The organism is Actinoplanes sp. CA-252034, assembly GCF_050956125.1.
GTDB lineage: Bacteria > Actinomycetota > Actinomycetes > Mycobacteriales > Micromonosporaceae > Actinoplanes.
This window is the reverse complement of the sequence record NZ_CP191846.1, coordinates 6,140,573-6,155,045: the sequence shown is the minus strand read 5'-3', so window position 1 is coordinate 6,155,045 and position 14,473 is coordinate 6,140,573. Positions and strand designations below refer to the sequence as shown.

General features: G+C 71.1%; 7 protein-coding genes. 3 read left to right on the top strand and 4 right to left on the bottom strand.

Features of this window, described 5'->3' with window-relative positions; genetic code table 11:
• Nucleotides 1-11 precede the first annotated feature (11 nt).
• Both ACQPZW_RS28385 and ACQPZW_RS28380 read right to left on the bottom strand, forming a co-directional pair.
• Nucleotides 12-3,938, bottom strand: coding sequence for a ThuA domain-containing protein (locus ACQPZW_RS28385; RefSeq protein ID WP_433789080.1), 3,927 nt, complete (start codon nt 3,936-3,938; stop codon nt 12-14).
• A complete protein-coding gene (locus ACQPZW_RS28380) occupies nt 3,935-4,939 on the bottom strand; it encodes a multicopper oxidase domain-containing protein (protein WP_433789079.1) in 1,005 nt (334 codons plus the stop codon). The genes ACQPZW_RS28385 and ACQPZW_RS28380 overlap by 4 nt, the downstream gene beginning before the upstream one ends.
• Nucleotides 4,940-5,696: 757 nt before the next feature.
• On the opposite strand from ACQPZW_RS28380, the gene ACQPZW_RS28375 reads away from it, so the two are divergent.
• A complete protein-coding gene (locus ACQPZW_RS28375) occupies nt 5,697-6,800 on the top strand; it encodes a helix-turn-helix domain-containing protein (RefSeq protein ID WP_433789078.1) in 1,104 nt (367 codons plus the stop codon).
• Between the two features lie 1,092 nt (nt 6,801-7,892).
• On the opposite strand, the gene ACQPZW_RS28370 is transcribed toward ACQPZW_RS28375, so the two are convergent.
• Nucleotides 7,893-9,026: an MFS transporter gene (locus ACQPZW_RS28370; protein ID WP_433789077.1), complete on the bottom strand. Its 1,134-nt coding sequence runs from the start codon at nt 9,024-9,026 to the stop codon at nt 7,893-7,895.
• 226 nt (nt 9,027-9,252) lie between these two features.
• Between ACQPZW_RS28370 and ACQPZW_RS28365 the strand changes: the two genes are divergently transcribed.
• On the top strand, nt 9,253-10,254 hold the full coding sequence (locus tag ACQPZW_RS28365) for an NAD(P)H-dependent glycerol-3-phosphate dehydrogenase (protein ID WP_433789076.1): 1,002 nt from the start codon (nt 9,253-9,255) through the stop codon (nt 10,252-10,254).
• Between the two features lie 54 nt (nt 10,255-10,308).
• Here ACQPZW_RS28365 and ACQPZW_RS28360 read toward each other — a convergent pair whose 3' ends face one another.
• Nucleotides 10,309-12,105 carry a S8 family serine peptidase gene (locus ACQPZW_RS28360; protein WP_433789075.1) on the bottom strand — a complete coding sequence of 599 codons (1,797 nt, stop codon included), beginning with the start codon at nt 12,103-12,105 and terminating at the stop codon, nt 10,309-10,311.
• Nucleotides 12,106-12,275: 170 nt separating this feature from the next.
• Here ACQPZW_RS28360 and ACQPZW_RS28355 point away from each other — a divergent pair, with 170 nt between their 5' ends.
• Complete coding sequence (locus ACQPZW_RS28355) at nt 12,276-14,411, top strand: NACHT domain-containing protein (protein WP_433789074.1); 2,136 nt, start codon at nt 12,276-12,278, stop codon at nt 14,409-14,411.
• Nucleotides 14,412-14,473: the final 62 nt, after the last annotated feature.

The following is a 14,473-nucleotide window of genomic DNA, read 5'->3' as shown; positions in this document are numbered from 1 at the left end:
CCTGACTGTCGCTAGAGGGCGCGCACCCGGACGTTGCGGAACTCGGCGATGTCGCTGTCGCCGTGGTTCTGGAGCCCGATGTGGCCGCGCAGGAACTGCCGCAGGTCGGTGGGCGGGTCCCCGGCCCGTGACGACTGCTTGCCGGGCGTGTTGTCGAACTCGTTGATGACCACGCCGTTGCGGATGATCGTGTAGTGCTGCCCGACGACCCGGATCTCGTAGTCGTTCCACTGGCTCTTCGGGGTGATCCGGGCGTCGGCCAGGGTCACCGGGTCGAAGTTGTAGATCGATCCGGTCTTCTGCGGCTCGCCGGTGTCCCCGTCGTAGATCTGCACCTCGTGGCCGCAGTAGATGGCCACCCAGGCCTGCGAGGTGCGGGCGCTGCCGACCGTGCCGCAGCTGCCGGCCGGGCGGTCGGCGAGCGGGATCCGCGGATCCGGGAACCGGGTGAACACCCCGGTGTTGGCCCGGCCGGTGCCCGGGGCGACGTCCTGGAACTGCAGTCTCAGCGAGAAGTCGCCCAGCTCCCGTGTGTGCCAGAGCATGCCCAGGCCGCCCGAGGGCCGCAGCGAGCCGTCCGGCCGGATGGTGAACGATCCGGACGGCGCCTGCTGCCAGTCGCGCAGCGAGGCCGCGGTGCCGTCGAACAGCGGCTCGTATCCGGTGTGACCCGGCCGGCCGATCGGCGAGGCGGCCGCGGCACGGGTCAGCGTGCCGGCCTGACGCGTGTCGAGGTACTCGCGGGCGACGGTCGTCACGTGGCGTACGAAGCTGTCGTGATCCGGCCAGGTGCTCTCGTCGTCGATCAGGTCGTTGACAGTGCAGCCGCCGCCGGCCGCCTTGCTCGGCACGCCGGTGTCGGTGTCGCCGAGCCACACCGTGGCCCGCTTGTCCGGCACCGAGCAGCCGACCTCGACGGTGACCGGGGTGGTTACCGTCTCGCCGTCGGCGTAGGTGACGGTGTGCCGGGCCTGGTAGGTGCCGGGCTTGGCGTAGACGTGCCGCGGGTCCGCGTCGGTCGCGTTGGTGCCGTCGCCGAACTCCCAGCGGTGGCTGACGCCGCCGGAGCGGGAGCCGGTGAAGGCGTAGGTGAGCGGCTTGTTCTGCACGGCGACCGTGGTCGCCTGCGGCGCCGGGGTGGCAGGGCCGCCGGTGTAGGTCACCCGCAGCAGCTTCTGCGCGGCGTGCAGGCTGAAGAAGCCGCCGCCATAGTCGAGCAGGTAGAGCGCCCCGTCCGGGCCGAACTTGGCGTCCATCCAGCTCATCAGCCGGTTGTCGGCGTTGCCGCCGGGCAGGATGGCGCGCAGCGTCTCGGCGAACGGCGGCGGCTTCTGCTGCGGCACCCCGGCCGGGTCGACGGTGACGGCGATGCGGTTGGCGGCGTTCGACTGGTCGCCGATGAACCACTTGTCGTCCCAGTAGACCGGCCATTTCACCGTGCTCTTCGGGTCGGCCAGGTCGTGGTGGTAGGTCGGGCCGGACATCACGGCCTGGCCGCCACCGCGCAGGTAGGGCTGGGTGTAGACGGCGTCGGCGGCCACGTAGGTGGGGATGCCGCTGCCGTCGGCGCGGGGCGGGAAGACCGGGCCGCCGCCACCGGGGGCGTACCAGATCATGTTGTCGCGGGCCGGCGGGATGTCGACCAGTCCGGTGTTGCGCGGTGAGGTGTTCTGCAGGTTGCCGCAGTCGTACCAGCCGGTGAGCTGCGTGGCGTCGGTGCTGCTGCGGTCCCGGTACGGCTGCCGGTTGCCCATGCAGTACGGCCAGCCCTGGTTGCCGGCCGAGGTGATGATGGTGGCCGTCTCGTACTTGGCCGGGCCCAGCTCCGGGCTCGGGTTGGTGGCGTCGGGGCCGACCCAGCCGGCGGTCAGCCAGTCGGTCTCCGGGTCGATCTGCAGGCGGGCGATGTTGCGCACGCCCATCACGTAGATCTCGGGACGGGTCTTCTCGGTGCCCGGCGGGAACAGGTTGCCCCGCGGGATCGTGTAGGTGCCGTCCGCCTCCGGGTGGATGCGGATGATCTTCCCGGCCAGGTCGTTGGTGTTGCCGGAGGTCCGTCGCGCGTCCTGGAAGGAGGTGCCCGCGTACTCCTGGGTCCAGTTGTTGCCGGAGTAGCCCTGCGAGCCCTCGGACGAGTTGTTGTCACCCGAGCCGATGTAGAGGTTGCCGGCGGAGTCGAAGGCCATGCCACCACCGGCGTGGCAGCAGCTGTGGATCTGCACCGGGAATCTCAGCAGGTCCTTGCGGCTGGCCTGGTCGATGGTCTGCGCCGTGTGGTCGTAGGTGAACCGGCTGACGGTCCGGTCGCCGGTTCGCTTGGTCCGGTCGATCGAGTCGTGCGGCATCCAGTAGACGTAGAGCCAGCCGTTCTCGGCGAACTTCGGGTCCGGCACGATGCCGAGCAGGCCCTCCTCGTTCTTGACCAGCTCGGTGCCGCTGCCCCGGTTGCCCATCACCGGCAGCGTGGTCAGCAGCTTCACCTGCTTGGTGCGGGGGCTCCACGAGTGGATGGTGCCGCAGCCCAGGCCCACCTTCGGGTCGTCCCAGCTGACGATCGGCCCACTCGGGCAGGCGGCCTTGCCGACGTAGAGGACGGTGCCGTCGCCCGTGATGGTCAGGCCGTGCGGCTCGCCGATCTGGTCGAGCTGTCCGGTCTGGTTGGCCGCGGTCAGCCGCTCGGTCCGGTAGTTGGCGGCGATGGTGGCCTGGCAGTCGCCGCGCACCACGCCGGAGGCCCACTTCAGGGCGCCGGTCAGGTGCTTGCGGAAGGCGTCCTCGTCGTAGCCGCTCGCGGTGTGGCCCATGCCGGTGTAGAAGGACCGGCCGCCGTCGTAGTCACGGCACCAGGAGACCGGGTGGAACGGCCCGTTGGCGCTGGTCCCGGCGTTGTAGTGGCGCTCTTCGACCTGCGCGAGGGTGTGCACGGCGCCGAGCGGGTTCGGGTCCCAGTTGTACCAGCGGTCGGAACGGGTGATCGTGCGCGGCAGGCCGGCGGTGGAGGGGTGCCGGGTGTCGAGCACATCGACGACGGCCTGGTTGACCGTGGGCGGCGGCGGGACCACCGAGTCGGCGGTGAACAGCCGCAGGTTCGCCAGCTGGATCAGCGGCTCACCACTGTTGGCGGTGACGTCCAGCTTGAAGAACCGGAAGCTCTGCGGCGCCGACAGGTCGAAACGGCGGGTCTGGAAGCGGTCCGGGAACGTCTGGCCGGTCCGCTTGTCGACCTCGGTCCAGGCCTGCCCGTCGGCCGAGGCCTGCAGCGTCCAGTCCTTCGGGTCCCGGCCGGGGAAGTCGTTGGCAGACGTCAGCGCGTACCCGGTGATCGCCTTGGCGGCGGCCAGCTCGTAGGTCACCCAGCCGGTCGCCGTGCGGACCAGCCACTTGGTGTTGTTGTCGGCGTCGGTCAGCTTCTCCTTGGTCTCGTTGGGTGCGTTCTCGCCGCTCGCGGTGACCTTGCTGACCGGTTCCGAGGCCGGGATCGAGCCGGCCGGGCGGGTGCCGATCAGGCCGGTGAACCAGGTCGAGTCCAGTTGCGCCTTGGCCGCGTCGGCGATGCCGACGAAACCACCACCGCCTTTGATGTACGACTGGAGCGCGCTCTCCTGGTCCCTGCTGAGGTCGGCGCCGGTCGCCGACAGGAACACCACGGCCCGGTGCGCGGCCAGTCTCACCGGCGTGAACACGGCCGGGTCGGTGGACTCGGTGACGGTGAATCCGGCCGCGTCCGCGAGCGCGTCGATGGTCGCCGCGGCCTTGGCGACGGGGTCGTCCTGATCGGCGGCCTCACCGTGGAAGACGAGCACCGAGAGCGGTGCCGCCGCAGTGACGGGCGCCGCCGCCACCGCTGACGTGACCTGTGCTGATCCGGTGAGGACGAGGAGTACCGCGGCCGCGGTGGTGAGCGCTCGCCGTACCCCCGGTGTGGATTTCGATCTCATGCGCCGTGCCCCCCATGATCGTCGTTGCTTTGCGACGTGGTGGTGTGCGTGTGGCCCTGGAATCGGTGGATCGCCTCCTCGGCGCCCGGCGGCATGCTGCCGTCGGCGTTGCGGACCAGGAAGAGCCCGGACATGCCGCCGTCGGAGTGGTTCTGCACGTGGCAGTGGTACATCCAGGCGCCCGGCCCGACACCCTCGCCGGCGATCACCTGGAACCCGAACGAGCTGCCCGGGTTGAGGTCCTTGTTGTCGATCGTCGGACTGGGGTCGCTGACGCTCTCCAACATGCCGGTGCGGTTGTCGACCCAGCGGTGCGCGTGCAGGTGGAAGGTGTGGAACAGGTTGCCGTGCCCGATGGCCACCCACTCGACCCGCTGGCCGAGGTTCGCCTCGAACATCGGTGTGTTCGGCGCCATCCTGTTGTTGATCGTCATGTCGTGGAAGACCACGGTGAACTGCCTGTCCGGCAGGATGTCGCCGCGCCGCCGCACGATCAGAGCGCCGTAGAGTCCCTTGGCCACCCCGCCGGTGCCGTGGTCGGTGCCCATCGCGTGGTCGTGGTAGTGCCAGTAGCCGGCGCTGCCCGGCATGAACCGGCGCCCGGCCGCGGCGAACATCTCCCGTGACCGCCACACGTAGGTGCGGGTCTCGCCCGGATTGTTGTACGACTCGTGCAGCGGGCTGCCGTCCGAGCCGGTGCTGTAGTCGACCCCGTGCGCGTGGATGGACAGTCGCTGGCTCGTGGTGTTGACCAGCGTGATCTCGAGGGTGTCGCCCTCGTACATCTCGAGCAGCGGACCGGGCACGGTGGCCTGTCCCGGTGCCAGCCCGTAGCCGAACAGCCCACCCGGCAGGGCCTCGGCGTAGATGGTGACCTTCCGGGTCGCTCCCGCGTGTGCCGCGCCGGCGTCCCAGGACACGGCCGCGCCGATCGCGGGCACGGCGAGCCCGACAGCGCCGGCGGCGAACAGGGAACGGCGCGAGAGAGCGGCGTCGTCCATGCGTCTCCTTCCACTCGTGAGACGGCAGCACAACATCACGGAGTGTGGTGGGAGTTCGTCCCGTCCGGCACGCCGTTCGTCGGGGAAGGTGATGTCGCGATGTCGTCCAGGAATTCACAACTTTCGCTGGATGGCATCAAGCTATGCGCCATATCGACGAAAGTAAAGGTCCCTAAGCGATAAGCCCGCGCCACGTATTCGCACCTCAGAGCAGTTCGGGGCGCCCCGTCTCTGCTGAACGATGTGCGATCCGGAATGGCGGTGTTCGTTTCAATGACGTTGCGTCCATGCGACATCGAACCACAGAGGATCAGTGGCTATCGATGATCCGCGGCCCCGCCTGCACATCGCCGCCATGGGAGCGATCCCATGAAATGTGACGCTGGGTAGCCGATCGGATGGTGGTCGCCGGGGAACGAACACGGCGCCGGGGTGGTCCCGCGGCAGCCCCCTCCGGCTGCCGCGGGACCGCGTCGCTCTCGCCGCCCGCGAGGGCCGGCGATGCCGATGAGCGACGTTCGGCTCCAGCGGCCGGAGCCGGAGGGTCGGCCGCTGAGGTAGGAGCACCTTCAGGGACTTAACTGAAGTTAGGTTAAGTCCCTCAAGTCGAATGAAGCAAGGTTGAGCAGTGGGTTCACTCACGCTCATCCCACACCTTCGGCACGGTGTGCACACTCGGCGTCTCAGCACTGGCCGTGAGGGAGCGCTTCCCCTAGGCTTTGCGGATTGTTTTGAGTTCAGTGAAGGATTGCATCCCATGCAGCCGGCACAGCCCGATGGCACGCGCCTCGCACGACGTCTGCGCAAGTTGCGGACCGAGCTCTGGCCCGAGCTGAAGGTCACCCAGCAACAGATCGCCGAGGCGCTCGGCGGCGAGCACGGCCCTCTCAGCCTGTCCCTGATCTCCTCGTGGGAGTCGACGCGCAACCCCGCGCTGCCACCGGCGAGCCGGCTCGCCGGATACGCGATGTTCTTCGCCACCCCGCGCTCGGTGGAGTCCAGCCCGGCCCGGCTGCTCCCCGAGCACGAGCTGACCGTCGCCGAGCGGCATGCCCGGGAGGAGTTGCACGCCGAGTTGTTCGGCCTGCGCTTCCCCGGCGAGCACGAGGAGGACGACCCGCCGCCCGCCGTCCCGGCCGCGGTCCCCGGCGACGCGGCCCGCGGCACCTGGTTCTTCCCGGACCGGCGGCCGATCATCATCGTCAGCGGGAGCCTGCCCAAGCGGTTCCGTGAGCGGATGCCGTTCACCGACACCAAGGACCCCGACTACGTCCGCTCCTACAGCCTCGCCGACCTCGACGCGCTGCTCGAGGTGCACGGGCACATCCGGGCCGTCAACCCGGCCGCCGACGTCCGCATCTGCCGTTCCGAGGAGATGGTCGAGGACGACTTCACCTCACACCTCGTGCTGATCGGCGGCGTCGACTGGAACGCGGTGAACCGTGACATCACCCGGCGGCTCGAGCTGCCGGTGCGCCAGCAGCGACGGCCCAACGACGAGGACACCGGCGGCTTCACGGTCGGTGGGCGCGTCTTCGAGCCGGTGCTGGACTCGTCCAACGGATCCCTTCTGGAGGACGTCGCACACTTCTTCCGGGGGAGAAGCCCGTACAACGCGCGCCGAACAGTGACATTGTGTAATGGCATGTTCGGGCGCGGAACGTACGGTGCGGTACGGGCGTTGACCGATCAGAAGTTTCGGGATCGAAACGAAAACTACATCCGGCAACGCTTCCCGGACGCCTCCGCGTTCAGCATCCTGATGCGCGTCCGGATGAACGTGAACGGAGCCGTGGTGACACCCGACTGGACGCAGGACGACGGGCTGCTGCACGAGTGGTCGCCCGTGACCGAGGCATGAGCCGGGTCGGACACCATCACTCCCACCGCGGTCTGATCCGGAACCCCGTGCCCGGTGACCGTCGCGGCCGGGTGGACGCCGTCATCGTGCCCAGCGCACGGGCCGAGGCCTCCCTCGTCGAGGCCGGGCGCCTGGCCGCGCTGCTCGACGCCACCCTGCTGGTGCTGTGCAGCGGTCGCTCCCGTCCGGGGGCGGTGATCGAGCGCCTGACCGGCGAGCCCGGTCCCCGTGTCGTCGCCGTCGACTTCCCGAAGACCGGGGTTCCCGCGCTGCCCGGCCTGGAGACGTCCACCGTCCTCGGCCGTTCCCGCCTGCAGCGCCGGGCCGACACCAGCGCCAAGCGCAACCTGGGCCTGGTGCTCGCCCGGATGGCCGGCTGGGACAACGTCGTCTTCCTGGACGACGACATCCAGGTGCCGGACCCGGCCGATCTGGAGCGGGCGGCCGCCCTGCTCGACACCCACGACGGTGTCGGCCTGCACGTGACCGGCTGCCCGGACAACTCGGTGGTGTGTCACGCCAACCGGGCGACCGGCGGTGCCCAGGACACCTTCATCGGCGGCGGGGCGCTGGCGGTGCCGACCGGCCGGATCGACTCGTTCTTCCCCGAGATCTACAACGAGGACTGGTTCTTCCTGCTCGGCGAGTCCGGGTTGCGGCCGGTGGCCCAGGCCGGCGTCGCGGTCCAGCAGGACTACGACCCGTTCGCCGACCCGGACCGCGCCCGTGGCGAGGAGTTCGGCGACGTGCTGGCCGAGGGCATCTTCGCCGGGCTCGACCACGGCCTGCCGATCGTCGCGGAGACCGGCTACTGGAGCCGGTTCCTCGCGGCACGGCTCGACCTGATCCAGCGCATCGAGAGGCGGATCGGACCCGGCACCCGGCAGGCCGAGGAGATGCGGCGGTCACTGAGCGCGGCGAAGGGCCGGCTGCGGTTCATCCAGCCGATCGACTGTGTCCGCTACATCGAGGCCTGGCAGAACGACCGCAAGACCTGGCGCGACTTCATGGCCGACCTGCCGGTTCGCACCGGGAGCCCGGCCGGCCCGCGCGACGTCCGGGCGGCGGTTCGCGGCTTCGGGCTGCGGTGCTTCATCTCGCCGGCTCCGGGTCGGCCCCGGCCAGCGCGGGAGCCAGCAGCGCCACGGTCAGCACCAGCGGCAGCATGGCAGCGATCGCCGTCTCCAGACCGGCGGCGTGCGCAAGCCGTCCGATGACGAGCGGACCGGCCACACTGGCGCTGTAGCCGAGGGCGGTCATCGCGGCGACCGCCGACGGCGCGGCGACACTCCCGGTCGCGCTCAGCGCGGCCGGGAACACCCAGCAGATCCCGGCGCCCCAGCCCAGCGCCGCCAGGTAGAGCCACGATCCGGTCGGGCCGGCGACCACCAGCACGATGCTCAGGGACGTGACGACCGCGCCGGTGCGAACCAGGCCGACGGCGCCGAAGTGCCGGTGCGGGCGCTCCGCGATCAGCCGGCCGGCCGCCATCGCCGACACGAACAGGGCGTACCACAGGGCCGCGCCGGCGTGGGTGAGCAGCCGGTCCTGGTTGAGATAGACGGCCAGCCAGTCACCGGCGGCGCCCTCCACCACGGCCCCGCAGAACAGCAGTGTGCCGATCGCCGCCAGCCGCCGCGCCGGTGACCGCATCGGCGGCCCGGTGGCGTCCGGCCCGCCCCGCTTGACGTCGTCGAACGCGGTGACCCCGAACCCGAAGAGCACGGCCGAGCCCACCAGGACCGCGGTGAGGTGGGGCAGCAGGCCGACCGGGAGCGCGGCGGCGGCCAGGCCCACGCCCGCTCCGGCCATGCTGCCGATGCTCCACCAGCCGTGGAAGCGGCTCATCAGGTGCGTCTCCAGGCGGCTCTCCAGCTCGGCTGCCTGCACGTTCATGCCCGCGTCCCAGACACCGCCGCCGACGCCCATGCCGAGCATCGCCACGCCCAGCGCCGTGGGGGAGTGCGCCAGCGCGATGGTGATCAGCGACAGCATGGTGAGGGCGAAACCGGCGCCGACGACCGGGCGGCCACCGACGCGGGTGATGGCCGGGCCGGTCAGCGCCATCGCGGCGAGGGTGCCGACGCCCAGCATCACCAGGCCGGCACTGAGGCGTACCACATCGGTGTGGGTCTGCTCCAGAACGGCGGGAAGCCGGGACATCCAGGACGCCTGGGCCGCGCCACTGCCGGCGAACACGAGACTGATGGCCCGAGTCGCCCGCACGGCTCACCCCCGTCGATGACTGTAACCGGGGGATCGTTTCCCGTCGATGATCCCCGCGCGGCGAACAAGCTATCCTCCTAGGACGCTCTAGGGGGTGTGGCCGGGGCCGCGACACACCGTCGTAACGCATCGACGACACCGGTGAAACCGCCCCGTCGCCGTATCCTCATTGCGCGCCTCCGGCCGTGCGAGCCGGGTGAAGCGTGTGCCTAGGGAAGGGCGGAACATGCGGATCACCGTGCTCGGCGCCGGCTCGTGGGGGACCACGGTCGCCTCGGTTCTCACCCGCCGCGATCACGAGTCGCTGATCTGGGCGCGCAACACCGCCACGGCCGACGAGATCAACGCGAAGCACACCAACGAGCGCTACCTCGCCGGATTCCCGCTGCCGGCCCGGCTGCGCGCCACCGCCGACCTGGCCGAGGCAGCCGCGCACGCGGAGCTGCTCGTCGTCGGCGTGCCCACCGGGGCCTTCCGGGACACCCTGGAGCGGGTCCGGCCCGACCTGCACCCGTGGATCCCGGTCGTCAGCCTCAGCAAGGGGCTGGAACGCGACTCGCTGCTGCGGATGACCGAAGTGATCAAAGAGGTGCTGCCCGGTCATCCCGCGGCCGCGCTCACCGGCCCCAACCTGGCCAAGGAGATCATGGCCGGGATGGCGGCGGCGACCGTGATCGCAACCGATGACCTGACCGTCGCCACCGAGATCCAGCGGGTGTTCCGGCGCGGGCTGCTGCGCGTCTACACCAACCACGACGTGATCGGCTGTGAGGTCGGGGGAGCGCTGAAGAACGTCGTCGCGATCGCCACCGGCATCGCGCAGGGCCTGGGCGTCGGCGACAACACCCGGGCCGGGGTGATCTCCCGCGGGCTCGCCGAGCTCACCACCCTGGCCGTCGAGCTGGGCGGCGAGCCGAGCACGCTGGCCGGGCTGGCCGGCATGGGCGATCTGGTGGCCACGTGCATCAGCCCGCACAGCCGCAACCGGCACGTCGGCGAGCAGCTCGGCCGCGGCCGGACCCTGGACGAGATCCTCGCCGAGATGGGGCAGGTGGCCGAAGGGGTGAAGACCGTGCACGCCGCGGTGCAGCTGGCCGACCGGCACGGTCTGGCGATGCCCATCACGCGGACGATCCACCGTGTCATCACCGGCGACATCACGGCCGTGCGCGCCTACGACGGGCTGCTGCGCTCCCACCCGGCGGGCCACGAGTCCGAGCCGGGCTGAGACGACGGAACGGCCGGGCCCGCGGGGGCCCGGCCGTCTCATCGGTCACTGTGGTCAGGCGCGGCCGAAGACCTGCGTCCAGTACGGGGTGCCGTCGGCCTTGGTGGCCAGGCCGACACCGATGGCGATGCTCTGGCAGTTGAGGATGTTGGCGCGGTGACCGGGGCTGTTCATCCAGCCGGTCACGACCTCCTGCGGGGAGCGGTAGCCGTACGCGATGTTCTCGCCGGAGGCGGCCGTGTAGCCGGCCCGGTTGGCGCGGGTCACGAAGTTGCTGCCGTCGGATCCGGTGTGGTTGAAGAAGTTGCGGGCCACCATGTCGTTGCTGTGGGCGCGGGCGGCGGCCGTCAGACGGTCGTCGGTGCGCACCGCCGCGCAGCCGTTGCCGGTGCGCTGCGCGTTGGTCAGGGCGACGACCTCGGCCTCGTACGCGGCGGAGCCGGTCGGGGCGCTGGTGGTGGGTGCCGTGGTCGGGGCCTTGGTGACCGGGGCGCTGGTGGTCGGGGCGGTCGTCGGGGCCTTGGTGACGGGCGCGCTGGTGGGCGCCTTGGTCACGGGGGCGGTGGTGGGGGCCTTGGTCACCGGAGCGGTGGTGGGCGCCTTGGTCACGGGAGCGGTCGTGGGGCGGGTGGTCGGGGCGGTCACCGGCGTGAGCGACGCGAGGGCGGCGGCCGGGTCGATGCGGCCGTTGCCGAAGTCGTTGTCGAAGCCGGGCGTGCCGAGGTCGACGGCGGTCTTCTCCAGCGCCGCCTCGATCTGGTCCGACGTCAGCGCCGGGTTGGCGCTCTTGAGCAGGGCGGCGGCCGCGGCGACGTGCGGCGAGGCCATCGACGTGCCGCTCATCTGCTTGTATCCGGGGCCACGCGTGGCCGGGTAGGTGCTCAGGATGTCGGTGCCGGGGGCGGCGACGTCGACGTAGGTGCCGGCGGTGGAGTAGGTGCCGATCCGGTCGGCGGTGTCCGTGCCGGCGACGCCGATGACACCGGTGTCGGCCGCCGGGTAGGAGACCGGGCTGCCCTGCTGGCGGGAGTTGCCGACCGCCGCGATCACGGTGACGCCCTTGCCGCGGGCGTAGTTGACCGCGTTGGTGACGGCGGCGACCCGGGTGGTCGAGCCGAGCGACATGTTGATGATCTGCGCGCCGTGGTCGGCGGCCCAGATGATGCCCTCGGCGATGTCGGACATGTTGCCGCCGCCGTTGGCGCCGAGCACCTTGACCGGCAGGATCTTGGTGTCGGGGGCCATGCCGGAGATGCCGACGCCGTTGCCGGTGACGGCGGCGATGGTGCCGGCGACGTGGGTGCCGTGGCCGTGGCTGTCGACGACCGGGCCGGCCTTGTCGGTGATGGCGTCGTAGCCGTCGAGCACGTTGCCGGCGAGGTCGGGGTGACGCGCGTCGACGCCGGTGTCGATGACGGCGACGGTGACGCCCGCGCCGGTCGACCGCTTCCACGCGTCGTCGGCCTTCAGTTTGGTCAGGCTCCACTGCTGGGCCCGGCTCGGGTCGGTGCCGGTCGGCACGCCGTACGCGTAGGCCTGGGCGTCGACCTCGACGCTCACCGCGTCGTCGGTGCTCTGGCCGTCCTCGACGAGGCGGACCGCGGACTGCCGGTCGGTGGCCTCCTTGACGGTGACGACCGGGCGGCCGTCCTCGCCGACGGTGGTGGTGACGACCCGGGCGGGGCGGTCGGCGGAGACGGTGGCGGGGAGCAGCTGCTCCGGGCTGGCGGTCAGGCCGTAGGTGACGGGTTCCCAGCCGGCCGAACCGGTCGGCAGCGCCATGGCGCCGATCGCGGTGAACGCACCGACGGCGGCAGCGGCAACAACGTACTTACGGAACTGAACCTTCAAGACGACGTCCTTCCCCCGAATGACTGACAGGGAATAGATTGCGGGCCGAACGTTGTGACTTGAGATATCGGCCGGTTGCACCCCGGTAGCGGCTCCCATCAGCGGTCCGTCCCGTCTTCGGGGCGCCGACCCCGATGATGGAGATCAATGTCAGGCGGCATCATGTCCGCATGCGGAAGCCTGGGGGTCAGTGGCGTTTCCTGCCCGCCGTCGCCGGCGGGACGACGATTCTGGTCTTCGCCGTATTCGCCTGGGCGAACTACATCGACGACGCGCAGGACCCATGGCAGCGGGCGGATCAGAAGGCCAGTGTCGGTGCCCTGGTGCTGACCGGGATCGGGCTGCTGATCACCGTGTTCACGGTGCGGCAGAACCGGCGGCCGGCCGCCTCCGAGCATCGTCGCCTGGTCGACGACGCCGCGGCGGAGCTCGCCGAGCTCGTCTCCCGGCAGTGGAGTCACGAGGCGCGGGTCCGTGGCCTGGCCCAGCCGTCACCGTTGCGGCTCCGGTGGGCGTCGACCGGCCGGGAGGTCGCCGCGTCCGCCGCCGACGTGCTCGGGCCCGGCTGGACGGCGGGCCGGCCGACCCGGCTCAAGCTGCACGGCGATGTCACGCAGGTGGCGGCCGCCCTGCGGCGGTTACCGGCCCGGCGGCTCGTGGTGATCGGTGCGCCCGGCGCCGGTAAGACGTCGCTGGCCGTTCTGCTGGTCCGTGAGCTGCTCGCCGTGCACGAGACCGGTGAGGCGGTGCCGGTGCTGCTCAGCCTCTCCATGTGGCGGCCGGAGGAGCAGAGCCTCGACGAGTGGCTGGTCGAGCAGATCTCCGGCGCCTATCCGCGGCTCGGTTCGGAGGAGCACTTCGGCGCCGACGCGGTCCGGCGGCTGCTGGCGTCCGGGCGGATCATCCCGGTGCTCGACGGCCTCGACGAGGTGGCCCGCGATCAGATCCCGCTGGCCGTCACGCGGCTCAACAACTATCTGTCCGAGGACCGGCCGGTGGTGGTCACGTGCCGTGCGGCCGAGTATCAGGAGATCATCGGTCAGGTGGGCGCGGTGCTGGCGCGGGCCGCGGTCGTCGAGTTGGAGCCGGTCTCGCACGCCGAAGCCGCCGCGTATCTGCCGGCCGGTCAGGGTGAGCCGGGCCGGCGACGCTGGGATCCGGTCACCCGGCATCTGGCGGAGAACCCGGATAGTGCGGTGGCGCAGGCGTTCTCCACACCGCTGATGGTCCATCTGGCGCGGGTGGTCTACCGGGAGCCCGGCACGTCGCCGTCGGACCTGCTCGGCTTCACCGACCGGGAGGCGCTGGAGGACCATCTGCTGCGCGGCTACGTGCCGGCCCTCTATGCCGAGCACCGGGAGGAGGACTCGGTGCGGCGGCGCTACCCGCAGGTGAAGGCCGAGCGCTGGCTCGCTTTCCTGGCCGGGCACCTGAACCGGACGCGGGCGCGTGAGCTCACCTGGTGGCAGTTGGTCGACGCGGTCCCGTTCGGTGTCGGCCGGCAGGCGATCGCCGGGGTGGTGCTGGTGGCCGTACTCGTCCAGGGTGTCGTCCTGCGCGGTGGCGGCGACCGGTGGGCCCTGCTGTTGACCCTGGTGGTCTCCCTGCTGGTGGGTCCCCTGATCGGGGCGCTGATGGGTCTGGCCGACGGACGGCCGACCCGGGTCCGGCTGCGGCCGAGGTCGTTCCTCAACGGGTTCGCCGTCGGCAGCGGCTTCGCAATCTGCGCTTCACCGCTGATCCTCGTGTGGGTGGTGCGGGCCGACTCGGTCGGCGGCGCTCTCCTGCTCGCCGTAGGGGCGATCGGTGTCCTGTGCCTGATCGGCGGCATTCTGACCGGCACCATCGCGTTCCTCGTCGACGGTATCGGCGCCACCGCTGACGTGAACCGCCCGGCCGGGTCGCTGAAGTCGTTGCGCCAGGATCGTGCGGTCTTCCTGACGACCACGGCCGCCGCGATCCTCTCGGTGGCGCTGCTGACGCTTCCCGCGGCGACCTTGGCGTGGACGATCTACGGCACGGTGGCGATCACCCTGGGCACGGTCATCGGAGTCACCAGTGGGGCCGGATCGGCCTGGCTGCGGTTCATGTATGCCCGGACGTGGCTGGCGGTCCGGGGTCTCGCGCCGTGGCGGATCCTCGACTTCCTCGACGACGCCCACGATCGGGGCATCCTGCGGCGGGTGGGCCCGGCATACCAGTTCCGGCACGCCCGGCTGCAGACCTGCCTGGCGCTGCGGCACGCCGACGCCGAAGCGGTTCCGGTGACGGTCACCGCCGCCGATCAGCGGCTCGCCGCCGGATAGCGTGCGTCCAGGCCCCGGCGGTGATCACGGGGTTCGGCCGGGCGTGGCCGCGGGGGTGGGCC